Annotated in this window: 17 protein-coding genes and 1 tRNA gene; 9 read left to right on the top strand and 9 right to left on the bottom strand. The window is 72.4% G+C overall.

Annotated elements, in window-relative coordinates:
- Nucleotides 1–106: 106 nt before the first annotated feature.
- From IPQ09_24040 to IPQ09_24015, 6 genes are all read left to right on the top strand, one after another.
- The gene (locus IPQ09_24040) at nucleotides 107–832 is read left to right on the top strand and encodes a protein phosphatase 2C domain-containing protein (protein ID MBL0197241.1); all 726 of its coding nucleotides are present in this window, start codon (nucleotides 107–109) and stop codon (nucleotides 830–832) included.
- Nucleotides 829–2,646: a hypothetical protein gene (locus tag IPQ09_24035; GenBank protein ID MBL0197240.1), complete on the top strand. Its 1,818-nt coding sequence runs from the start codon at nucleotides 829–831 to the stop codon at nucleotides 2,644–2,646. The genes IPQ09_24040 and IPQ09_24035 overlap by 4 nt, the downstream gene beginning before the upstream one ends.
- 60 nt (nucleotides 2,647–2,706) lie before the next feature.
- Nucleotides 2,707–3,684, top strand: coding sequence for a nicotinamidase (locus IPQ09_24030; GenBank protein ID MBL0197239.1), 978 nt, complete (start codon nucleotides 2,707–2,709; stop codon nucleotides 3,682–3,684).
- A 132-nt stretch (nucleotides 3,685–3,816) separates the two neighbouring features.
- The gene (locus IPQ09_24025; GenBank protein ID MBL0197238.1) at nucleotides 3,817–4,614 is read left to right on the top strand and encodes a VWA domain-containing protein; all 798 of its coding nucleotides are present in this window, start codon (nucleotides 3,817–3,819) and stop codon (nucleotides 4,612–4,614) included.
- A 48-nt stretch (nucleotides 4,615–4,662) separates the two neighbouring features.
- On the top strand, nucleotides 4,663–5,403 hold the full coding sequence (locus tag IPQ09_24020; protein ID MBL0197237.1) for an NUDIX hydrolase: 741 nt from the start codon (nucleotides 4,663–4,665) through the stop codon (nucleotides 5,401–5,403).
- Between the two features lie 224 nt (nucleotides 5,404–5,627).
- Nucleotides 5,628–7,079, top strand: a complete 1,452-nt coding sequence (locus IPQ09_24015) for an MATE family efflux transporter (protein ID MBL0197236.1) — start codon at nucleotides 5,628–5,630, stop codon at nucleotides 7,077–7,079.
- 124 nt (nucleotides 7,080–7,203) lie between these two features.
- On the opposite strand, the gene IPQ09_24010 is transcribed toward IPQ09_24015, so the two are convergent.
- Nucleotides 7,204–8,070 carry a cyclic nucleotide-binding domain-containing protein gene (locus IPQ09_24010; GenBank protein ID MBL0197235.1) on the bottom strand — a complete coding sequence of 289 codons (867 nt, stop codon included), beginning with the start codon at nucleotides 8,068–8,070 and terminating at the stop codon, nucleotides 7,204–7,206.
- Nucleotides 8,071–8,192: 122 nt separating this feature from the next.
- Between IPQ09_24010 and IPQ09_24005 the strand changes: the two genes are divergently transcribed.
- The gene (locus tag IPQ09_24005; GenBank protein ID MBL0197234.1) at nucleotides 8,193–8,648 is read left to right on the top strand and encodes a GatB/YqeY domain-containing protein; all 456 of its coding nucleotides are present in this window, start codon (nucleotides 8,193–8,195) and stop codon (nucleotides 8,646–8,648) included.
- Between the two features lie 163 nt (nucleotides 8,649–8,811).
- Here IPQ09_24005 and IPQ09_24000 read toward each other — a convergent pair.
- From IPQ09_24000 to IPQ09_23980, 5 genes are all read right to left on the bottom strand, one after another.
- Nucleotides 8,812–8,886 (bottom strand) — tRNA-Pro (locus tag IPQ09_24000).
- A 69-nt stretch (nucleotides 8,887–8,955) separates the two neighbouring features.
- Nucleotides 8,956–9,513 (bottom strand): Spx/MgsR family RNA polymerase-binding regulatory protein, encoded by a 558-nt coding sequence (locus tag IPQ09_23995; GenBank protein MBL0197233.1) that lies wholly within the window; start codon nucleotides 9,511–9,513, stop codon nucleotides 8,956–8,958.
- Between the two features lie 47 nt (nucleotides 9,514–9,560).
- Nucleotides 9,561–12,197 (bottom strand): CehA/McbA family metallohydrolase, encoded by a 2,637-nt coding sequence (locus tag IPQ09_23990; protein MBL0197232.1) that lies wholly within the window; start codon nucleotides 12,195–12,197, stop codon nucleotides 9,561–9,563.
- 83 nt (nucleotides 12,198–12,280) lie between these two features.
- Complete coding sequence (locus IPQ09_23985; protein MBL0197231.1) at nucleotides 12,281–13,447, bottom strand: M20 family metallopeptidase; 1,167 nt, start codon at nucleotides 13,445–13,447, stop codon at nucleotides 12,281–12,283.
- Between the two features lie 109 nt (nucleotides 13,448–13,556).
- Nucleotides 13,557–15,929, bottom strand: a complete 2,373-nt coding sequence (locus IPQ09_23980) for a patatin-like phospholipase family protein (protein ID MBL0197230.1) — start codon at nucleotides 15,927–15,929, stop codon at nucleotides 13,557–13,559.
- Between the two features lie 110 nt (nucleotides 15,930–16,039).
- Between IPQ09_23980 and argC the strand changes: the two genes are divergently transcribed.
- Nucleotides 16,040–17,098 (top strand): N-acetyl-gamma-glutamyl-phosphate reductase, encoded by a 1,059-nt coding sequence (gene argC, locus IPQ09_23975; GenBank protein ID MBL0197229.1) that lies wholly within the window; start codon nucleotides 16,040–16,042, stop codon nucleotides 17,096–17,098.
- A gap of 5 nt (nucleotides 17,099–17,103) precedes the next feature.
- Nucleotides 17,104–17,928 (top strand): acetylglutamate kinase, encoded by an 825-nt coding sequence (argB, locus tag IPQ09_23970; GenBank protein MBL0197228.1) that lies wholly within the window; start codon nucleotides 17,104–17,106, stop codon nucleotides 17,926–17,928.
- Nucleotides 17,929–17,943: 15 nt separating this feature from the next.
- On the opposite strand, the gene IPQ09_23965 is transcribed toward argB, so the two are convergent.
- From IPQ09_23965 to IPQ09_23955, 3 genes are all read right to left on the bottom strand, one after another.
- Entirely contained in the window at nucleotides 17,944–18,705 is a 762-nt protein-coding gene (locus IPQ09_23965) for a Uma2 family endonuclease (GenBank protein ID MBL0197227.1), read from the bottom strand.
- A gap of 195 nt (nucleotides 18,706–18,900) precedes the next feature.
- Nucleotides 18,901–19,653: a Uma2 family endonuclease gene (locus IPQ09_23960; protein ID MBL0197226.1), complete on the bottom strand. Its 753-nt coding sequence runs from the start codon at nucleotides 19,651–19,653 to the stop codon at nucleotides 18,901–18,903.
- Nucleotides 19,654–20,026: 373 nt separating this feature from the next.
- Nucleotides 20,027–21,046, bottom strand: coding sequence for a hypothetical protein (locus tag IPQ09_23955; GenBank protein ID MBL0197225.1), 1,020 nt, complete (start codon nucleotides 21,044–21,046; stop codon nucleotides 20,027–20,029).
- Nucleotides 21,047–21,557 lie beyond the last annotated feature (511 nt).

Genomic DNA, 21,557 nt, shown 5'->3' with positions numbered 1-21,557 from the left:
GCCCGCGCCGAGACTTCAGCCGGCGCCGACGGCTCGCAAAAGCGACGCGAGGCGCCTTGACTTCCGTTCGCCCACGCCACAACAAGTACATATGACTCTTTCACGGTTGTATGAACTCCACTGCGGGCGGATTCAGGGGCGCGAGCACCGGCGCGCGCTGCGCGACGGGCAGGACGGGCTGGCCGTGTGGCGAGGCCCGGCCGGGCTCGGCCTCGCTGTCACGGACGGATGCGGCAGCGCCCCGGGGTCCGAGGTCGGGGCCCGGCTCGCCGCGACCTGGCTCGCTTCGCACGGCCCGCGTGCGCTCGCGTCCGTGGCCCCGAGGGACCTCGCGCGGCGCCTCGGAGAGGACCTCCAGGGGTTCCTCGCCTCGGTGGTCGACGCCCTCGACGCCGACGGCGCGCGCGACGAGGCGGTCGCGTCGATGTTCCTGTTCTCCTTCGTGTGCGCGTTCGTCACGTCGGAGCGCGTGGCGGTGCTGGCCCAGGGTGACGGGCTCGCGGCGTACAACGACGAGCGGGGCGCCGTGCTGCCGGGCGAAGGCAACGCGCCCGATTACCCGGGGTATGGGCTCCTCGGTCTCCCCCACGGTGGGCCTACGGTGCTCTTCGATCGGCCGGCGGTCGAGCTGCAGTCCCTGCTCATCGCGACCGACGGCCTCTTCCCGCTGCTCGGCACCGGCGCCCCCGACGAAGATCCGCTCGCGGCGCTCCGCGACGGGGCGGTCGGTGCGCGGCACCCATCGTGGCTCGAGCGACGCCTGCGCGCCCTCAGCCACGAGGGCGTGTTCATGGACGACGTGGCCGTCGCGATCGTGGCGAGGGCGTCGTGAGCGCGTCCGCGACGGCGCCGGTCACCGTGCTGCTCGACGGCGCCAGCGCGCCGGTCACGCTGGGGGACGACGCGCTCCTCGGCGAGGGGGGCGAGGGCCGCGTGTACCGCCTCGGGGCCGAGGCCGTGAAGGTCTTCTTCGCTCCCTCACGCGCCCGCGCCCGGAGGCTCGCGGCCTTCCCGCCGGGGCTTCCACGGCAGGTCGTCGCGCCACGACGGCTGGCGCGTGATCCGCGCACCGGCGAGCTCAGCGGGTACGCGATGCGGCTCGTCGACGGCGCGTTCGACGCCGGGCGGCTCGGCGACCGCCGCTTCCGCGAGCGCGAGCACGTCACCGGCGACGACGTCGCGCGGTGGGTGCTCTCTGCGGCTGCGCTGCTGGCGACGCTCCACGCGCGCGGCGTGGTCGTGGGCGACCTGAACTCGGGGAACGTGCTGCTGAGCCGCGCGCCGGAGGCGCTCGAGACCCACCTCATCGACGCCGACTCGATGCAGCACGGCGCGTTCGGCTGCCCTGTGGCGCACGAGCGGTACGTGCACCCCTCGCTCTACGGCCGCGATCTGGCCAAGGCGCCGTGCTTTTCGCCACGCACGGACTTCTACGCGCTCGCCGTGCTGGCGTTCGAGGCGCTCCTCTTCATGCACCCCTACGGCGGCGTGCACGCGTCGCACGCCACGCTCGCGCGCCGCGCCGCGGCGAGGGTGTCCGCGCTCCGCCACGACGTGGCGCGCCCGCGCGTCGCCGCGCGACCCGACTCGCTCGACGACGCGTGGCTCGACTACTTCGAGGGCGTGTTCGAGCGCGATCGCTGCGTCGCCCCGCCGCCCGCGCTCGCCGGCGCGCGCTTCTCACGCTGCGCGGGCTGCGGCGCGGAGCACGCGCGGCGCGCCTGCCCGGCCTGCACACGATCAAGCGGCGCCACCCCGAGCGCCGGACCGCGCGCGCGAGAGCGCGTCGATGCGTGCATCTTACACGAAGGAGAGGGCGTCGTCGCGGCGCGCGTCGTGGGCGGCGCGCTCCTCTTCGCGTTCGCGCGAGCCGGCCGGCTCGTGCGCGAGGGCGGCTTCTCGCTGCCCGAGCCTCCGCCGCTCGCGAGGATCGAGCTCGAGCCGCGCGCGACCTGGGTGGTCACCGCGGAGGCGGCGGTCCGCCACGGCCACGACGGGACGGTCGAGCGAATCGGCGGGGGCGATCCGCTCGCGCGAGAGGCGTTCGCCACCACAGGCGCCGGCGAGGCGCTCCGCGTCCGCGACGGGTGGCTCGAGCGCGTCCGCGCGGGCACCCGCGTGGGGGCCGTGTTCGCGGGGCGGACTCGCGTCTTCTCGGGCGAGCACCAGGCCTTCGCCTTCTACCGCGCTGGGCGCGTCGCGCTCGGCTTCCTCTTCTCGCCCACGTCGGGCGGCCTACGGCAGGTGGAGCTCCCGGCGCTCGAGGGGCGCACGGTCGACGCGTTCGCTCACTTCGACGACGCCCACGTGCTCTTCGGCCTCGCCCTCGACGACGGCCGCGAAACTATCTGCATATTGCATATGTTCGAACGCGGCGGCCGCCTCCTCGCCTCCGCCTCCGGCCCGGCGGACTCGTCGCCGCTGCTCGCCGAGGCCCGAAGTGGCGCCCTCGCCCGCGGTCTGCTCGCCGTGCCCTCCGCCCAGGGCGTGCGGCTCTACGGGCCGGTGTCCGGCGCGCTGCGGGAGGTGCGCTCGTTCCCCGAGATCACCCCGTGGCTCGACGGCGCCCCCGAGCTCCACGTCGACGCGCGCGGAGCTCTCTACGCCGTGCACTTCACACGTATCGTGCGGCTCGCGCTCTCCTGACCCTTCCCTTGACCACGCCCACGACCCCTCGCGGGCCATCCCGCAGAAAGGACCCGACCCATGCTCCCCTTCCCCTCGTTCTACGATCCCGCCCGTCCCGGTGGCGTCTCGGAGCTCGTACTGGAGCGCGCCGCCCTCGTCGCCGAGGAGGCCACCGCGTACGCGCAGGCCCACAACGTGACCCCGGCCACGCGCGACACGTTCCGGATCGCCGCCTTCGGCATCGACTGCCAGGTTGGCTTCTGCGTCCCCGGCGCGAGCCTGTTCGTGCCCGGCGCGGTGGACGACACCCGGCGGACCCTGCGGTGGCTCTACGGGAATCTCCACCTCGTGACCGGGCTCCACTTCTCGCTCGACACCCACCGCGTCTTTCAGATCTTCCACCCCTCCTGGTGGGTTGACGCCGACGGTCGCCATCCGGCGCCCTTCTCGGTCATCACGCACGACGACGTGCGCGCGGGGAAGTGGCAGCCGGTCGCCCACCCTCGCGAGTCGCTCGAGTACACGCGGCGGCTCGCCGAGCAGGGCAAATACGTGCTCACGATCTGGCCGTATCATACGCTCCTCGGCGGGCTCTCTCACGCGCTCGTGCCGGCGCTCATGGAGGCGGCGATCTTTCACTCCGTCGCGCGCCGCCAGCAGACCCACTTCGAGACCAAGGGCACCCACGCGCTCACGGAGAACTACTCGGTCATGTCGCCCGAGGTGCTCGAGCTCGGCGGTCGGAGCGTCGGCACGTTCAACGCCGCCTTCTTCAAGATGCTCATGGAATACGACCGCGTGTACGTGTTTGGCCAAGCGAAGAGCCACTGCGTGCTCTCGACCTTGCGCGACATGCGCACCCACATCGAGGCCACCGACCGCTCGCTCATGGACAAGGTGTACGTCCTCGAGGACGCGATGAGCCCGGTGCCCGCGCCGCCGCTCTCCCCCCTGCCGGCCGAGCTCGACTTTCCCCGCATCGCCGAGGCCGGGCTCGACGAGCTGCGCGCCGCCGGTATGCGCATCGTCAAGACCACCGACCCCATCGTGATCTGACCGCCGCGCGGCGCCGACGTCGCGCCCCTCGAAAGCCGGACAGAGAGCCTGAGTGACCGCGGCGCGGTCTCCGCCCCGGCGCGCTCGCCCCATTCACATGCAGTATACACCCATTGAAGCGAAAGGACTCCCATGAGCCACTCCTCCGATCTCTCGAAGCTCCTCGGCCAGGCCGCCGCGTCGGGCACCTTGAGCCAGGCGACCGTCGCCGCCCAGACCTCCGCCCTTGGTGGCGACCTTGGGCAGATCGTGATCGCCGGGGCCGCCGGCGTGGACGCCGAGGACCTCGTGGCCTCCGACGTGACCCTCGTCACGGTGCTGGTCGACGCCTCGACGAGCATCCACACCCGCGGCCTCGAGGACGCCGTCATGCGGGGCTACGGCGAGCTCGTGAGCGCCTTCGTCGACGCACGTGAGCGCGACTCCGTGGTGCTCGCCCTGTGGACGTTCAACGACGAGGCGCGGGTCGTCCACTCGTACGTCCCGGTCACCGACGCGACGCGGCTCGACCCGAGCAACTACCGCGGCCTCGGCGGCACCAAGCTCTACGACACGTTCTGCGACGGTGTCCTCGCGAACGTGGCCTACGCGGAGCGGCTCCGCGCCGCGGGGACGCCCACGCGGAGCATCGTCGTGGTGCTCACCGACGGCGAAGACTGCGGCTCGCGTAGGCGGGCATCGCACTGCCACGCGCTCGCCCGAGACGTCCTCGCGACCGAGACCTTCCAGCTCGCGTTCGTGGGCGTCGGCGCCGACGTCGACTTCCACGAGGTGGCCAGGAAAATGGGCTTCCCGCGGGGCTCGGTCGCGGTGAGCGCGCAGGCGACGGCGTCCAGCATTCGCGCGCTGTTCCAGATGGTGAGCCAGTCGACGCTGCGCATGAGCCGAGCGCGCGCCGGCGTGCCGATGGGCGGGTTCTTCGGGCCGTGAGGCCCGCGTCGTGCACGGGCCTGTGAGGTCGTGGTAGGCTCTCCGCCGATGGCCGCCCGCGACGAGGACGAAGCCCGGTTCCTCGAGAGCTACCAGCCCGCCGACTTCCCGCGGCCCTCCGTCGCGGTCGATCTCGTCGTGCTCACGGTCGACGACTGCGATCTGAAGCTGCTCACCGTGCAGCGCAACGAGCCCCCGTTCAAGGGGCGATGGGCGCTGCCGGGCGGGTTCGTGAGGGTCGGGCCCTCTCGCGAGCAGCAGGGAGAGGGCGTCGACGAGGCCGCGCGGCGCGAGCTGCACGAGGAGACCGGCCTGCCGGAGGGCGCGATCTACCTCGCGCAGCTCCACACGTTCGGCGCGCCCGGCCGCGATCCGCGGATGCGCGTCATCAGCGTCGCGTATTACGCGCTCGTGCGCCCCACGCTCGCCCCGCTCGTGCGGCCCGGCGGCGACGTGCACAAGGTCCGCTGGCAGTCGCTGGCGGAGGCGACGCAGGGCGAGCAGCTCGCCTTCGACCACGACGCGATCGTCGCCTGCGCCCTGGCGCGCGTCCGCGAAGAGATCGACCGCTCGCACCTCGCGTTCGAGCTCGTGCCCGACACCTTCACCGTCCAGCAGCTCCGGGCCGTGCACGAGGTGGTCAAGGGCACCGCGCTCGACCCCGGCAACTTCCGGAAGCGCTTCCTCCGCATGCTCGACGACGGCGTGCTCGAGCACGCGCGTGGCAAGCGACTCACGTCGTCCAAGCCCGCGCAGGTCTACCGGTTTCGCTCGCCGCCTCGCGCCTGACGGAGGTCGACCGGTCGCCTCGCGTTTTCTTGGGGCGCGCGCTTGACGCAGCGCGTCCGCGCTGTCATGACATTCCCATGGTGATGTCCCGCTCCGCTTTCACGTGCCGACCGCAGGTCGCGTGCAAGCGCGTCCAGCGCTGACTCACCGGTTCCCCTCGCACCCGCGAGCTCAAGGAGGAGGCCGGTTCGGCCAGGCCCCAAGGAGCTCGCGAGGAGTGCGTCGTGAAGAATCGTGCATACTACAGGAAAAGACGGCGGGTCGCTTCCGCCCGTCCACGCGGCAACGGCAAGCGACCGACTCCCTCGCCCTCGCCGCGCGGCGCCATTCGCGCGCGTGATGCGGTCCGTGAGCTCCTGACGCTCGCGTGGCCGATCGCCGCCGCCATGCTCGGCGAGACCGCCCTCGGCCTCGTCGACACCAAGATCACTGGCGGCCTAGGCGCCTCCGCGTTGGGCGGAGTGGGCCTCGCCACCACCCTCATGTACGCGCTCTACGCCTTCGCCTGGGGCGCGATGCGCGCGGTCAAGGTGCGCGCGAGCCACGCCATCGGAGAGGGCGCGCCCAACAAGGGGTTCGCGTACGCGCGGGCCGGCGTGCTGATGGGGCTCGTGTACGGGTTCGGCGTGGCCGCGGTCATGCGCCACCCGGGCCCGCTGCTGCACCTCGTCGGGGCGAACGACGCGCTGCTCCCCTACGCCACCGACTTCCTCCGCGCGCTCGCCTTTGGCGCGCCCGCCACGTGCGCGAGCGCGGCGCTGATCCAACATCGCCAGGGGATGGGGCACGTGCGCCTCACGATGATCGTGGGGATCGCGGCCAACGCGCTGAACGCGACCCTCGCGGTGTCGCTCGTGTACGGCAAGCTCGGGCTGCCCGCGCTCGGCGTCGCGGGCGCTGGCTACGCGACCGCGATCACGAAGACCTCGGAGCTCGCGCTGCTCGGCGCGCTGCTCGTGCGCGACGAGGCCCGCGCCCGCCGCAGCGCCGCGAAGTCGCGCGCGATCGCGCCGCTCGCGTTCGGCGTCGCGCTGCGTGAGGTCGCCTCGCTCGGCGCTCCGACCGGCCTCCAGTTCGCCGGCGAGCTGCTCGCGTTCACCACCTTCACGGCGGTGCTCGGCTCGCTCGGCGCCCACGAGATCGCCGCCCACCAAATCGCGCTCTCGACGATCCGCGTCTCGTTCCTCCCCGGGATCGCCGTCTCCGAGGCGACGAGCGTCCTCGTCGGCAGGGCCCTCGGCGAGCGACGCGTGGACCGCGCCGACGCCGCGACCCGCGCCGGCCTGGGCGTGGCGATGGCGTTCATGTCGCTCTGCGGGATCGGCTTCGCGGTCTTCGGCGGCTCGCTCGCGCGGTTCTTCTCGCCGGACGAGCGTGTGGTCGTCGTCGCCACTCGCCTGCTCTGGGTCGCCTCGGTCTTCCAGCTCCTCGACGCGGCGAACATCGTGCTGCGCGGGGCGCTGCGCGGCGCGAAGGACGTCGCGGGCGTGGCGGCGATCGGGCTCTTCGCGACGTGGGCGTTCATCCCCACCGCCGCGTACGTGCTCGGCAAGCGGCTCGAGCTCGGGGCGCTGGGGGGGTGGCTCGGGTTCGTCGCCGAGACCGCGGTCTCGGCGGGGCTCTTCTGGTGGCGCTGGCGGCGCGGCGGCTGGAGGCTGCGGCTAGAGGCGGCGTGAGCGCGAGTGCTCAGGGGGGGTGGGCGCAGGCGCGCGCCCACTCCACCGAGCCCCTCCGCGCCACCAAAAATAGAGCAGATCTTACTGTCGGGACTGGAGCGCAGCGAGGCCGCGGCGCCGCACTTCAGACCACGAAGTCGAGCATCTGCAGGCGCGTCACGTAGTCTTCGAGCGCGGCGTGGTACTCGTCTGCCAGCACGTCGAGCTTCACGACGACGCCGTCCTTGCCGGCGCGGTGAACCTTGCCAGACACCAAAATCTCGGTGGAAGGCAGCACCAGCACGGCCACGAGATCGCCGTCGGGGGCGACCTGGGTCTTCGGGGCGTCGACCTTCAGGTAAGCGTCCGAGAGGTCGACGATCGCGAGCTCCGTGCGGTCCTTCAGGCGAAGGCGCGCGGGGAGCCCCTCGACCGGGGCGACGCGGTAGTGGGCCCTGCGGTTCTGCTCGATGTGCTCGTCGAGCATGTCGCACACCGGCTTCGAGATGGCCGTCTCGGGCGCGTGCAGCACGACCTCGCGGAGCTTCTTCATCGCCTTCTGCGTGCGGATGACGTTGCCCCGGATCTCCTCGAGGCGGCGGCGATCGCGCACGACCTTCTCGGTCACGACGGCGAGGAGGTTCTTGTAGAACGGGAAGGCGATCTCGGCGCGCCGCTCGAAGAACGCGCGGAGGTCGGCGACGCCGACGGCCAAGACCTCGATCTCGGTCTGCGCGACGGCGGTGCTGCTCCGAGGGATGCCCGTGAGCGATCCGAGCTCGCCGATGGGCGCGATGGGGTGCAGCACGAAGCGGGGCGCCTGGCTCTCGGTGAGGCTCACCGAGCCGCGGACGAGCAGGAGGAACCTGTCCGGCAGATCGCCCTCTTTGAAGAGCACGTGGCCCTTCGCGTAGGTCTTGCGGGTGAGGCTCGCGAGCAGCTCGATGAGGTGCGCGTCCGAGATGTCGGAGAAGAGCGGAATCTTACGAAGATCGTTCGGTGTGACGCTCACGGGCAGCTCCTCGATACGCGGTTCGGCGGAGACCCTACCCCGAAGTGGCGAGCGCGCGCTCACTTTTGCGCGAGGCCTCCTCGCGCGTCGACGCGGGCGGCGTTCGGCCGCATGATGCGCGCATGCTCCGAGAAGAGATCGCCCGTCGCATCAAGCAGGCCATGAAGAGCGGTGACGTCGTCGAGAAGGAGGTCCTGCGCGTGGCGCTGGGCGACATCCAGACCGCCGAGTCCCGGGAGTCCGGGCCGATCGACCCCGCCGCGAGCGACGCCGCCGCGCTCGCCGTCGTGCGCAAGCTCGCCAAGTCGATCACCGAGACCCTCGCGCAGACCTCCGACGCGGCGACCCGGGCGACGCTCGAGGCCGAGCTCACCGTGCTCCGCTCGCTGATGCCGGCCACCCTGTCGGTCGACGACCTGGTCGCGAAGCTCGCCGCGGAGCGTGAGGCGCTCGTGGCCGCGCCCAACGACGGGGCCGCCACGGGGCTCGCCATGAAGGCGCTCAAGGCCGCGGGCGTCGACGCGAACGGCAAGGACGTCACGCAGGCGGTGAAGCGCCTTCGCACGCCCGGAGCGTAGGGCCACCGACGAGCCCGATCGACCGGAGCCTCAGGCGCTGAGGCGCCTGGGCAGGGCGCTCGGGGCCCCCACGTCTGGCGGCCGCGGCCCGTCGGCCGACCCCGCAAACCGCGACCCCTGTAAACCGAAAAAGGCTCGGAGGCTTTCGCCTTCCGAACCTCTGTCGGGGCGAGAGGATTCGAACCTCCGACCCCTAGACCCCCAGTCTAGTGCGCTAACCAGGCTGCGCTACGCCCCGATCCGCCGTCGCGTTTCTGCGAAAGCGGGCGGACCATAGACCTCGGAGCCCGCACTCCGCAAGGGAAAATCAGGGCACCCTCTTCGCGGGCTTCTTCGCGGGCTTCTTCGCGGGGGTCGCTGGGCTCTCGGGGGTCGCGCTGGCCGCCTTCTTCGCGGGGTTCTTCGCAGGCTTCTTCGCGGTCGCGGCCGCGCCGCTGGGGGCGACCGGCTTGGGCGAGGCGGCGGAGGGCGCCTTCCCCGACCTCAGCGTGGCGGGGGGCTCGAAATGGGCCGAGTAGGCCGCCTCGGAGAAGCCCACGAGCACGACGAGCCCGGCGACCTCGTCGACGAGCACAGGCCGCTTCACGAGCTTGCCGTCGCCCGCGAGCATCGCGGCGATGCGCTCGTCGCTCGCGCCGTCGAACGTGGCCTTCCCGCCGAGCTCGCGGTACGAGGCGCCGCTCGTGTTGAGCCACTTGCTCGCGGGCAGGCCGCTCGCGGGCAGCCACGCGTCGAGCTCGCTGGGGCGCGGGGGATCGTCCACGATGGCGCGCACGTCGACCTCGATGCCGCGCTCGGAGAGCCACTTGCGCGCCTTCTTGCAGGTCCCACACGCGGCGTACGACAAGAGCAGGGGTCGCTTCATCCCGACAGGATGGGCCGAGAATCCCCTGCCTGGCGAGCGGAATCGGGTCAGCGCGCCCGCACGCCGAGCGCGCGATCGTCGCCGTCGGCGTCGAGGAACACCGCGCTCGTCATGGCGAACGGGCGCAGCTCCGGGCCCTCGCCGTCCATCACCTCGCGCAGCTCGCGCTCTCCGGTGGCGAAGACCGCGACCGCGTCGTCGGCCTCGACGCGGAGCCGCAGCGTGACGTCACCGCGGCAGCGCCCCGCGGCGTCGCAGCGGAAGGCGAGGTTGCCCGCCGCGTCCTTCGCCTGGCGGAGGTCGACCGAGGGCCCGGCCTCGACCCGCGCGCTGCGGAGGGAGACCGTACGCACATCGACCCATGTCGGCGCCTCGACGTGCACCTTCACGGCGACGACCCGGCTCGCGGGGACGCGCGCGACCTCCCCCGGCGACTTGCCCTCGACGGTCACACGCAGGAACGGCCCGTTCGTCAGCACCACGTCGCGGCCTGCGCGGAGCTGCGTCACGATCTCGGAGGTGCGGCCCGCGTCCCACCCCGCGAGGTCGCCGTCGCGCGCGCGGACGAGCGTGCGCGGGTAGCCGGGCTCTTGCCCGACGATTCCGTGGGTGTCGGTGTTGGCCGTGGGCGTGACCGGATGAGACGTGCGCAGGAGCGCGAAGTAGTCGTCGATGCAGCGCGCCCGTTGCCCGAGATCGCGCCCATTCCACACCTCGACGGCGTCGAACTCCTCCGCGTATCCGGGCGCCTCGCCGCGACCCTTCGCAGGATCGAACTTGAGTCGATCGAAATACCCGTTGTTGCCGGAGCGCGGGTGGTTCACCTGGACGACGACCGGGCCGCGCGCGCGGGCCTCTTGGATCACCTCCGTGGCCGACTTGCCGCGCACCGCGAACGCCCCGCCGCGCGGCTTCGTCGCGTCGACCGCGAGCGGGAACACGTTGAGGTGTCCGAAGGGGGTCACCTGCGCGTCGGTGGTCACCTCGTCGCCAGGCACGTGGACCAAGTAGGCCGAGAGCGCGAGGTCCCGCACGACCCCCGAGAGATCGGCCACGAGGTTGTGCTCGGTCGTCATCGCGAGCTCGACGCCCTCGACGGCGTTCGAGATCACGCGGTCGCGCTGCGCGACCGGCGCGTCGGCCCCGAGCATCGAGTGCTGGTGCAGATCGCACGCGAGGTACCCGGCGGTGTCGACCACGCGCGCGAGCTTGCCGTTGACGGTCGCGGTGGCGCCGGGGCTCACGACGACGCGCGCCGTGGGGGCGGTGTACTCGGGCCCGCGCGAGAGCGTCAGGGTGTAGGTGCCCGGGGCGAGCGCGACCTCCGCTCGGCCGGTCTCGGTCGTCACGCGGTTCCTGGCGGGCCCGGCCTGGTGGCGCACGCCGAGGTCGGGCGTGGGCGTGCGGTCCTCTCCCGTGAGCGTGGCCTTGCACGGCAGGCTCGCGCCCGTGGTCGCGTCCTCGCACGTGAACGACAGCGCGCCGGGCTCGCTGACCGCGATCTCGGCCTCGGCCACGCGGCCCGCGACCACGGTCACTCCGACCTCGGGGCCGACCCCGCGTCGCCCTGCGCCCCCAGCGTACGTGACCAGGTACTTGCCCGGCGGAAGCTCCCCCTCGAGCACGGCCGCGCCGGTGGCCGCGAGCGTGGCCACCTCGTGGCCGTCGGGCGCGCGCACCGAGACCCTCGCGCCGAGCGGCGCCGCCACCGGAGGCCCCGCGCACGAGGCCGCGTGCAGCGCCACGCGCAGCGCGCCGACCTGCGCGCCGCCGCTCTTCGCGAGCTCGGCCACCAGGCTCGCCGTGTCTCCGCGCGCACCGACCAGGAAGACGCGGTCGTAGGTCTTGGTGACGCCGGGCGGGAGCGTGACGTTCGCCTCCTGCACCGTGTCGCTCCACGACTCGCCGCTCACCGCGTCGATGCGGCCCTCGGTGGAGGTGATGGCGTAGCTGGTCTCGCGGCCCACGCCGCCGATGAACGAGCCGCTCGACTTGCCCCGGAAGCCTCGCTCCTTGCCGGGCGCGAGCTTCTCGGCGAAGCCCCACTGGATGGCGTCGCCGACCCCGGGGAGCGTGACGGGCGTGTTGCCGGTGTTGGTCACGTCGGTGCGCAGGAGCAGCGCGCGATCGCTCCCCGCGAGGTGGTAGGTGGTCACCACCGCGAGCTTCGGCTCGGTGAGCTCGTGGCCGCGAGCCTCCACGAGCGCGCCGCCGTCGGACTCCTCGCGGAACGTGAGCCGGTCGTAGACGCCCTGGCGCGGGAACCGACCGAAGTAGCTAAACAGTTGTCCTAGCTCGTCTTTTCGCACCTTCGCGTCGGCCGCGTCGACGATGTTTCCGCCCGACTCGGCGAAGCCCGCGCCCGTGCCGAGGCGATCGATGACGAACACGACCTCGTCGTTCTCCAGCACGATGTCGCCGGGGCGCCCGACCGCGTTGGTGCCCCGCAGCTCCTCGCCGCGCGCCATCACGTGGGCCCTCGCGCGGGACTCCGGCCCCGCGTCGCCGCCGGCCCGCTCGCCGGACACTCCCGCGCGCCGCGCGAGCAGACCCATGCGCCCCGCGACGCCGGGCGACACCGCGATGGGCGGCGTGACCTCGCCCTCGCGCGGGCACCCCGCGAGCGACGCGATCGCCGCGAGCCCCATCGTCGCGACCCACAAGGGAGACCAGCGGCTAGACATCGCGCGATGGGACACGCGCCACGCGCGGCGCCATGGGTGCTCGCGGCGAGGCGACGCCTGGTCCGCGGCGGGCGGCGGTGCGCTCACGCGCGGACCGTCGCGAGCAGGAACCTCGCGAGCGCTTGCGCCTTGCGGACCAGCGTCGCACGCTCGATCTGCTCGTCCTTCGTGTGAAAGCCGACGCCCCGCGGGCCGAGCCCGTCGATCGAGGCGATGCCCATCGCGAAGGCCGTGCTCGCGTCCGAGCCGCCACCGATGAGCGGCGCCTCCCCCGCGCCGAGCCCCACCGCGCGGGCCGCCTCGAGGTACCGATCCATGAGCACGGCGCTCTCGGGCGTGCGCTCGAGCGGCAGGCGGGAGACCCCGCCGGTGAGCTGCACGGAGGTGCCGGGCACGCCCTCGGCGGCCACACGCGCGGCGTCGCGGAGGCGCTGCTCGAGCCAGGCGCCGTCGGCCGCGCTCTCGAAGCGGAGGTCGAGGAGCGCCGTGGCCTCGTCGGGCACCGTGTTCTTGCCTTGACCGCCGGTGAGCTTGCCCACGTTCACCGTGAGCCCGCGGGCGTAGTCGGTGAGGCCCTGCGCGGCGTCGACGAAGCGCGCGAGCGCCCAAATCGCGTTCGCGCCCTCTCGATGAGAAACGCCCGCGTGCGCCGCGCGGCCGCGCGCCACCGCGGTCATGCCGCCCGTGCCCTTGCGCCGCGTGATGACGAGGTCGCCCTTGCGCCCCGCCTCGAACACGAGGCAGCCCGAGGCGCCCGCGATGGCCTCGCGGATGACCCCCTGCCCCTCGGGTGAGCCCACCTCTTCGTCGGCCACGATGACGACGCGCAGCGGAGGCAACGCGTCGAGCCCGGCCGTGGCCGCGAGCGCGCGGAGCGCGTAGGCGACGACCACGAGCCCGCCCTTCATGTCGAGCACCCCCGGACCACGCGCGAGATCGCCGTCGTCGCGGTAGCCCTCGAACGTGCCCGGCGGGAACACCGTGTCGAGGTGCCCCACGAGGGCGAGCGGGGCCACGCCCGGAGCACCCCGGCTCGAGAGCACGAGGTGGTCGGCGAAGCGCGCCGACGGGACGCGCGAGAGCCCGAGCCCCTCGACGGAGAAGGTGTCTTCGAGCAGACGCCCCACGGCGAGGCCGCCCTCGACGTTGTCGGTGTACGAGTTCTGCGAGACGAGCTCGGCGAGCCGATCGAGCATCGCGCCCTCGCGCTCCGCGAGCCATTTCACGGCGTCGTCCGAGTGGGTAGGCATGACGGCAGTGTGCACCGATTTCTTGGCGGGCGGCGCGAAGGCGGCTTGCGTTCTATTCATTCAGAACGCATCGAAGAGACGTGAGTCCAGCGGCAAGCGGGTGGCGCGCTCACGGCCAGAGCAGCTGGATACCGCCGGTCGGCTGGATCGACCACGAGAAGTCTTCGCCTGCGCGCGAGGCCGGCAACATCGCGAACGCCACCTGCAGGCGGAGCCGGTCGAAGAGCGACGCCGCGACGTAGGCCTGCACCGTCGGGCGCGAGCAGACGCGCTTGTCGGGCTGCTCGCAGCGCGAGGACGCGAAGGAGTCGACGCTGGAGAACAGGTAGCCGCCGCGGAGGCCCAGGCGCGGCTGCACCGTCGGACCCGAGATGGGCAGGAGCTCGGCCTCGAGGCCCGCCATGGGGGCCGCCGTCACGTACGCGCCGCCGCCACCGGAGAAGCTCGACAGCCCGCCGAAGTCGAGCGCCGCCCCCCCGCGGAGGAAGCGTGTGGGGCCTGCGCCGAGCCGAAAGCTGATGCCGGTCTCGAGCACTGGGCCAATGGAAACGTGGGCGATCGCGGTGGCGGGCACGTACGTGAGCTGCCCGATGAGCGTGCGCCCGAGCGCCCCGACGATCGCCCCGCCCTCGGGTTGGGCCTTGCGGAAGCTGTCGATCACTTCGCGGAGCTGCTCGTGGATCGCCCGCTCCACGCGGGCCGCGTCCGGCGTGTCGACGCCGAGATCGCGGAACACGAAGCCGTATGCGCACAGGAGCCGCACCACGTACGGGAGCTCGGCCTCGCCCGGGCGCTGCCGGAAGAATCCCCGCGGCGCGGCGGGCACGCCGGGCACCTGAGGCGGCTCGGAGCCTCGCATGGCGGCCGCGCAGGAGGCGTTCGCCCCGGTCTCCGCGGCGCCGGCCTCGCGGGCGCCCTTGCAACGGTCGTAGAGCCTCGCGAGGGAGGTCTGCAGCGCGGCCCGAAGGTCGAGCGACACCCCCGCGCACGCGGCCTCGGGGCGCCCCTCGCCGTCGAGCACCGCGCGGAGGCAGCGGTACGGCTCGTGGTGGGCACCCCGCGGCGGCGGGGCGAGCGTGGCGCGCGGGCCGAAGCGGCGCGCGACCCGAGGCGCGAGGCGGTCGTCGACGAAGCGCCGGGCGGCGCGCATCCCAAGGTAAAAATCGAAGACTCGGAAGTTCTTGTCGAAGAACCCGAAGAACGACGCGAGCGATCCGCTCACCGGCGGCACGTCGGCGGCTGCGATCGCCAGCTTGTCACGCAGGCCGGGCGAACCCTCGAGCACCGACACGAGCTCGGACGAGCGCGCCGACTCGATGAACATGCCGAGGTAGTGCGTGACGAGGCTCTGCGCGCTCACGGTCTTCTCGGCGACCGTGCCCTCCGGGAGCGCCGGGTAGCTCGTGATCTCGGGATCGACGTACACGAAGAGCGCGTCGTCCGGCAGGCCCCCCACGCCCCGTCGCAGGGGCGCCACGAACGCGGCCGCTTCGCCGCGGGGCCCGGGCGGCCCGCTCGCGCCGAGCCCGTCGCTCATGAGCCGCGCGGCGAGGCCGAGGGGCTGGTTGTCGAACACGCCACCGTCGACGAAGAGGGTCCGCTTCGCCGAACGCGGCGTACACGCGCCCCCGCCGCCGGTCATGCAGTGCGCGAGGGGCACGGGCTCGAACGCGAACGGGAACGCGCTCGACGCATAGAGCAGATCGCGGATCTCCGCGAAAGGTGTCGGGTTTTCCTCCAGCGGCAGGAGCGCCTGCGGGAAGCCGTACCCCACGTCGACGTAGTTCTCGGTGCGCGGCGCGCGCCCCACGCCTTCGCCTCGGAGGCGCACCACGAAGCGCTCCTCGGTGCGGGCGAGGCGGAGCTCGGGATCGCCGGCGAGCGACTCTTTCTGGGGCGCGAGCCGCGTCGTCGAGACCCCGAGCACCACGTCGCACGACGAGGGCAGCCCCGCGGAGAAGCGCTGCTCGAGGCGCGTCGTGACCGCCCGCATGGTCGCGCGGGAGAAGAGCGCGATCGCGGTCGTGCCCTTGGGATCGTAGAGCCCGGGGAAGCCGACGTCCGACCAGGTCTGGAAGAGCGGCCCCTGCTGCGGGTCGTCGATCTTCGGCGAGCACCCGGTGAGCAGCGAGAGAAGGCTGTTGATGCTGCCCGCCGAGGCCCCGGTGGCCACCTTCAGCTCGACGAAGCCTGGTGAGGTCTTCAGGGTCTCGAGGAGCTCGTGGAGGAACCCGGCCTCGTAGGCGCCGAGCGACACGCCGCCGGACACCACCAGCGCGAGCGGGATGGGCCGCGCCCTCGGCGGCGGCTCGGCGGGGATCGGCAGCGTGTTCGTCGGCGGCGGCGGCGTGCTGTCGGCCCACGCGAGCGGCGCCACGAACGCGGACGCGACCGCGACCGCGACGGCGAACGCGGAGGACGCGGCGGCGGCGCGCCGCGTCCACGGGACCTGGGCGCGCGCGCTCCGAGCTCTGCAGGACATCGTCTCAGGAATACAGCAGTTTTGCGCGCGTGGGCGGCCGCGCTCCCCCCTCCCTGCGCCATGTCGGGCCGGGCAGCGCCGCGCGACGCGAGTTGCGGTAGGCTGCGCCCATGACAAAGCGCTTCAAGGCCGCCGTCATCGGCGGAAGTGGCTACGGCGGCGGCGAGCTCATTCGACGGCTCCTCCTCCACCCGGAGGTCGAGCTCGCGCGGGTCGCGTCGATCGACCTCGTGGGCGAGCCCCTCTCGGCGGCGCACCCGAACCTCGAGGGTCGATCGTCGCTCGTGTTCGAGGGCCTCACGCCCGCCGAGGCGGCGCGCGACATGGACGTGGTGCTGCTCGGGCTCCCGCACAAGGTCGCGGCCACCAAGATGCCCGAGCTGCTCGCGTCGGGCGCGAAGATCGTCGACCTCTCGGGCGACTTCCGCCTGCGTGATCCGGCCGTCTACAAGCGCTATTACCACGCGGAGCACCCCTGCCCCGACAAGCTCGCGGGCACCTTCGTGTACGGCCTGCCCGAGCTCAATCGCGACCGCATCCGCGAGGCGCGGTACGTGGCGTCGCCGGGGTGCTTCGCGACGACGATCGAGCTCGCGCTCCTGCCCCTCGCGCGGGCCGGGCTGCTCACCGGGCCGGTGGAGGTCGTCGGCATCACCGGCTCCTCGGGCAGCGGCGCCGTGCCGAGCGCGGGCACCCACCACCCGGTGCGCGCCGTGAACCTTCGCACGTACAAGCCGCTCGACCACCAGCACATCCCCGAGGTCGTGCAGACGCTCGAGGAGGCCGGCGCGACGAACCTGGCCCTCCGCTTCGTGCCTGTGAGCGCGCCGCTCTCGCGAGGCATCTTCGTGACCTGCTTCGCCCACGTGGCGGGCGTCACGAAGGACGTCTTGCGTGCACTCTACACGAACCTCTACGCCGACGAGCCGTTCGTGCGCGTGCCGCAGAAGCGCCTGCCCGAGGTGGTGGCGGTGTCCGGCACGAACTACGCCGAGGTCGGCTTCGAGCTCGGCGCCGACACGGCCGAGCCCGGTCGCTCGGTGGTGGCGTGCTTCGCCGCGACCGACAACCTCATCAAGGGCGGCGCCGGGCAGGCGATCCAGTCGATGAACCTCCTGCTTGGCCTCGACGAGCGGCTCTCGCTCGAGGACCCCGGCGGGTACCCGTGACCGCGATCGAGAAGGGGCGCGCCGTCGTCGTGAAGCTCGGCGGCGAGGTGGTCAAGGGGCCTTACCTCTCGGCGATCTGCGGAGACTTGAAGGAGCTCGCGCATACGCGCCCGGTGGTCGTGGTGCACGGCGGCGGCCCGCAGGCGACCGAGCTCCAGAAGCAGCTCGGCCAGACCCCGAACGTGGTCGCCGGGCGGCGCATCACCGACGCGGCGACCCTCGACGTCATGAAGATGACTGTGGCCGGCCAGGTCAACGTCGACCTGTGCGCCGCGCTGGTCCGCGCCGGGGCCCGCCCCGTGGGGCTCCACGGCGCGAGCTCGTGCGTCGTGCGCGCGGTCAAGCGCCCCCCGCGGGTCGTCGCGGGCGGCGGCCCCGACCCCATCGACTTCGGGCACGTGGGCGACGTGGTCGGCCTCGGCGAGGAGCTCCTCGCGACGCTCGTGTCGGCCGGCTACCTCCCGGTGCTCGCGTCTCTCGGCGCCGACGAGACGGGTGCAGTCTACAACATCAACGCCGACGTCGTGGCGAACCGCGTGGCGGTGTTCCTCGACGCGGCCGCGCTCGTGCTCGTGACCGACGTGCCCGGAGTCATGGGCGACCTCGCCGATCCTGCCACGCGGATCCCGCGGATCACGCGGGCGGACAAGGCCCGCCTCATCGCCGAGGGCGTCGTCACGAAGGGCATGATCCCCAAGCTCGAGGAGTCGTTCGCGGCCATCGCCGAGGGCGTGCGCGCGGTCCACGTCGTAGGGCGGCTCGCGCCCACCGATCTGTTCCGTGAGATCGAGGCCCCGGGCTCCGTCGGCACAGTGCTCGTGGAGGCGTGACGACGCGCGCGCCGCTCAGCCGGATCGTTCGGCGAGCGCCGCGCGGAGCCTCGCGAGCTCGGCCTCTGCGGCGTCCGCGCGCGCACGCGCTTCGTCGGCGCGAGCCTTCGCTTCGTCGGCGCGAGCGCGCTCGAGCTCGTCGTACGTCCGGACGAGCGCTGTCCCCTCCGCGTCCTCCGCGAGGCGCAGCGCCACCTCGAGGCGCTGGAGCGCCGGGCGCCCCTCGGCCAGGTACGGCGCGACCACGAACCACTTGCCCAGCACCACGCTGTACGTGCGCTCGTCTTGCACCACGCGCTCGACGAGATCGCCCTTCACCGACTCCCACGCTCGGATGCGCTCCCCCACCTTCGCGTCGGCGTCGAAGGTGACGACCTCGAGCACGCCCATCGCGGCGAAGCGGTCGAGCTTCTGGGAGAGCGTGAGCTTCTCCTCGGTGTCACTCAGGCTCAGGATTTCCACGCACAGCTCCGGCGCGCCCTTCTGCCAGGTCTTCCAGGACGTGATCGACTCGCCGGGCACGCCCAGCTTCACAAAGCCGTCTGGAGCACACTTCCGCCGTGGGTCCAGCGGATCGAAATACACGAATTGATCTGCGCCGATGGAGGCGTGCTCGCCGGGGAGCACCGCCGCGAGTACCTGATAGAGCAGCTCGCACAGGCGCTTGTGACGGTGACTCTCGCTCATCTCCCACTCCGGATCGCTGTCGGGGAAGTGCAGCGGCCGGATGGCGCGGACGTACGTCGCCTTCTCTTGGCGAAGCGGAGCGGTCGTCATGCTCTCCATCGTAGGCCACCTTCGCGCCGGCTGCATGTCTGGGCCCTTTGCAGCGGCCGTGCCGTGCGCGGGGCGGCGCGATTCGCGGGCGACGAGCCGGGCGGGTGGCGTCACGGACGTCGCGAGGGGTGTCCGTGGGCGGCTCGTGGCTCGGCGCGTGGAAGGCCCTGCGGCGAGAAACGACGGTGGTGGCGCTCAGCCGAATCGCTCGGCGAGCGCGGCGCGGAGCCTCAGCAGCTCGGCCTCCGCCGCGTCGGCGCGCGCGCGCTCTTCGTCGATGCGAGCCACCGCCCGCGCATGGTCTTCTTCGGCCCGCGCACGCTCCTCTTCCGCCCCTTTCCGCGCACGCTCCTCTTCCGCCCGCGCACGCTCTTCTTCGGCGCGCGCACGCTCGAGCTCGTCGGGGGTCGGCACGAGCGTTCGGCCTTCGGCGTCCTCGGCGAGGCGCAGCGCCGCGTCGAGGCGCTGGAGCGCGGGACGCCCCTCGGCCAGGTACGGCGCGACCACGAACCACTTGCCCAGCACCACGCTGTACGTGCGCTCGTTCAGGACCACGCGCTCGACCAGATCGCCCCTCACCGACTCCCACGCCCGGATGCGCTCTCCGATCTTCGCGTCGACGTCGAACGTCACGACCTCGAGCACGCCCATCGCGGCGAACCGCTCGAGCTTCTGGGGCAGCGTGAGCTTCTCCTCCGTGTCCGACGGGCTCAGGATCTCCACGCACAGCTCCGGCGCGCCCTTCTGCCAGGTCTTCCAGGAGGTGATCGACTCGCCGGGCACGCCCAGCTTCACGAACCCGTCCGGCGCGCACTTCCGACGAGGGTCCAGCGGATCGAAATACACGAACTGATCCGCGCCGATCGAGGCGTGGTCGCCCGGAAGCACCGCCGCGAGGACCTGATAGAGCAGCTCGCACAGGCGCTTGTGGCGGTGACTCTCGCTCATCTCCCACTCCGGATCGCTGTCGGGGAAGTGCAGCGGCCGGATGGCGCGGACGTAGGTGACGCCCTCTTGGCGGAGCGGAGCGCTCGTCATGCTCCCCATCGTAGGCCACCTCGGCGCCGGCTGCATGCGAGGGCCTTTGCAGCGCTCGTGCCGTAAGCGTGGCGGCGCGATTCGCGGGGCGACGAGCCGGGTGGGTGCCGTCACGGACGTCGCGAGGCGTGTCCGCGGCCGAACGATTCCGGTCGAGGCGCGGTCGAGGTGGCCTCGCGCGATGGGCCTTCCCGGAGGTGCTTCACGCTCCCCACAAAACGACGCGAGACCCGTGCAAACTGCACGGATCTCGCGCCACGACCCTGGAGGGCCGAGCTTCAGCTCACTTCTTCGCGCCCGCGCTGCCGCCGCCGCTCGCCGAGGCGCTCGCCTTGACGTCGACCGAGACGCTCACGTTCGCCTGGATGCTCGCCGCGCCGTCGATCGCGCCCTTGAAGGGAGCCGCGAAGCAGTTCGTGAGGCGACCCGTGACCATCGCGCCCTGGGCCGCGCCCGCGCTGGCCGCAATGTCCTTGATGCTCGCCTGAACACCCTCGACCGCCGCCTTGCCGCTCAGCGCGACCTTGGGCGCGGAGGTGGCGAGGCCGACGGCGACCTTGAGGACGATGGGGAGGTTCTTCTCGATGGTGGCCTTGAAGTCCGCCGCCGCCTTCGCGTCCGCCGCGCCGGTGATGACCACGCCGACCTGCGCCGGGCTGCACTCGGCCTTGGCGGACACCTTGGCGTCGCACTGGCCCTTGCACTCCGCGCTCATCTCCGGCGGCTTGACCTCGCCGGTGCACTTCGGCGCCTTCATCTCGGCCGAGCACGAGCCGCCGCAGGTGCCTTCGCACTTCGCGGCCGCCTTGAGCTTGCAGCTGCCGCCGCACTTGCCCTTGCACTCGCCCTGCACGCTCGCGTCGCACTTGCCGTCGCAGGTGCCCGCGCACGCCGCGCCCTTCGAGTCCTTGCCGTCGCACTTGCCGGTGCAGTTGCCGGAGCAGCTGCCCTTCATGGCCGCGTCGCACTTGCCGCTGCACTCGCCGTCGCACTTGGCGCCCGCCTCGACCTCGCAGGTGCCCTCGCACTTCGCGTCGCAGGAGCCCGAGAGCTTGCCGGGCTCGCACTCCACCTTCGCGCTGCCGCCGGAGACCTTCGCGTCGCACTTGGCGGCGCAGTCGGCCATGACGCCGACGTCGGCGCGGCAGACGGGCGCCTTCACCACGAGGGCGATCTTCGCGTTCGCGCCGATCTTGCCCTTCACGTCGCCCATGGCCTTCGCGGCGGCCTTGCAGGCCTCTTCGCCGGTCTTGAACGCGGTCGCGTCGCCGAGGTCCTTCGCGATGCCGCCGCAGGCGGTCATGAGGTCGGCGTCGATCTTCCCGGCGAACTCCTTGATCTCGATGCTGGCGATGACGCCCGCCTTGAGCTTGGCGCCCGCCTCGGCCGAGATCTTGAACTCCTTGGCGAAGTCGAGGCTCGTGAGGGCCTCGACCGTGAGGTCGGGGCAGCTCCCCGCGGCGGCGATATCGCCGAAAACCCGGGGACCTTCGGGATGGCGCCGCAGTCCATGAGCAGCGGGCTCAAGATCATCCCAGACTTACGATGGGCAAAGAAAGTTGTGCGCCCAGGCTTCGTCAGATCCTCTTTCATCGCGCGGCCGACCCTGGCCACAGCATTTGAACGGGCGGTCTAGCATGGCGCGCGCTCGCGTTGAAAAGGGCCGAACTCCGCCCCCATGAAGGGACGCCCACGCTCCCCCTCCTGAGACCCAGGGACTGTTGACTTTCGTTCAATAGAACCTACCCTGACGCCCATGAGCGAGCCGACGCCACTCCCCACCCATGAGCACGAGGCGCTTCACCGCCCCGCCT

This window comes from Myxococcales bacterium (assembly GCA_016720545.1).
Classification (GTDB): domain Bacteria; phylum Myxococcota_A; class Polyangia; order Polyangiales; family Polyangiaceae; genus JAAFHV01.
The sequence above is the reverse complement of the archived record's forward strand: the minus strand, read 5'-3'. Positions and strand labels throughout refer to the sequence as shown.

Coding starts and splice junctions, on each gene's coding strand:
- IPQ09_23985 (MBL0197231.1), bottom strand. CDS start 13,447: ATGCCTACCCACTCGGACGACGCCGTGAAATGGCTCGCGGAGCGCGAG.
- IPQ09_23995 (MBL0197233.1), bottom strand. CDS start 9,513: ATGAAGCGACCCCTGCTCTTGTCGTACGCCGCGTGTGGGACCTGCAAG.
- IPQ09_24025 (MBL0197238.1), top strand. CDS start 3,817: ATGAGCCACTCCTCCGATCTCTCGAAGCTCCTCGGCCAGGCCGCCGCG.
- IPQ09_23990 (MBL0197232.1), bottom strand. CDS start 12,197: ATGTCTAGCCGCTGGTCTCCCTTGTGGGTCGCGACGATGGGGCTCGCG.
- IPQ09_23960 (MBL0197226.1), bottom strand. CDS start 19,653: ATGAGCGAGAGTCACCGCCACAAGCGCCTGTGCGAGCTGCTCTATCAG.
- IPQ09_24030 (MBL0197239.1), top strand. CDS start 2,707: ATGCTCCCCTTCCCCTCGTTCTACGATCCCGCCCGTCCCGGTGGCGTC.
- argC (MBL0197229.1), top strand. CDS start 16,040: ATGACAAAGCGCTTCAAGGCCGCCGTCATCGGCGGAAGTGGCTACGGC.
- IPQ09_23980 (MBL0197230.1), bottom strand. CDS start 15,929: ATGTCCTGCAGAGCTCGGAGCGCGCGCGCCCAGGTCCCGTGGACGCGG.
- IPQ09_23965 (MBL0197227.1), bottom strand. CDS start 18,705: ATGACGACCGCTCCGCTTCGCCAAGAGAAGGCGACGTACGTCCGCGCC.
- IPQ09_23955 (MBL0197225.1), bottom strand. CDS start 21,046: ATGACCGCCTGCGGCGGCATCGCGAAGGACCTCGGCGACGCGACCGCG.
- IPQ09_24005 (MBL0197234.1), top strand. CDS start 8,193: ATGCTCCGAGAAGAGATCGCCCGTCGCATCAAGCAGGCCATGAAGAGC.
- IPQ09_24020 (MBL0197237.1), top strand. CDS start 4,663: ATGGCCGCCCGCGACGAGGACGAAGCCCGGTTCCTCGAGAGCTACCAG.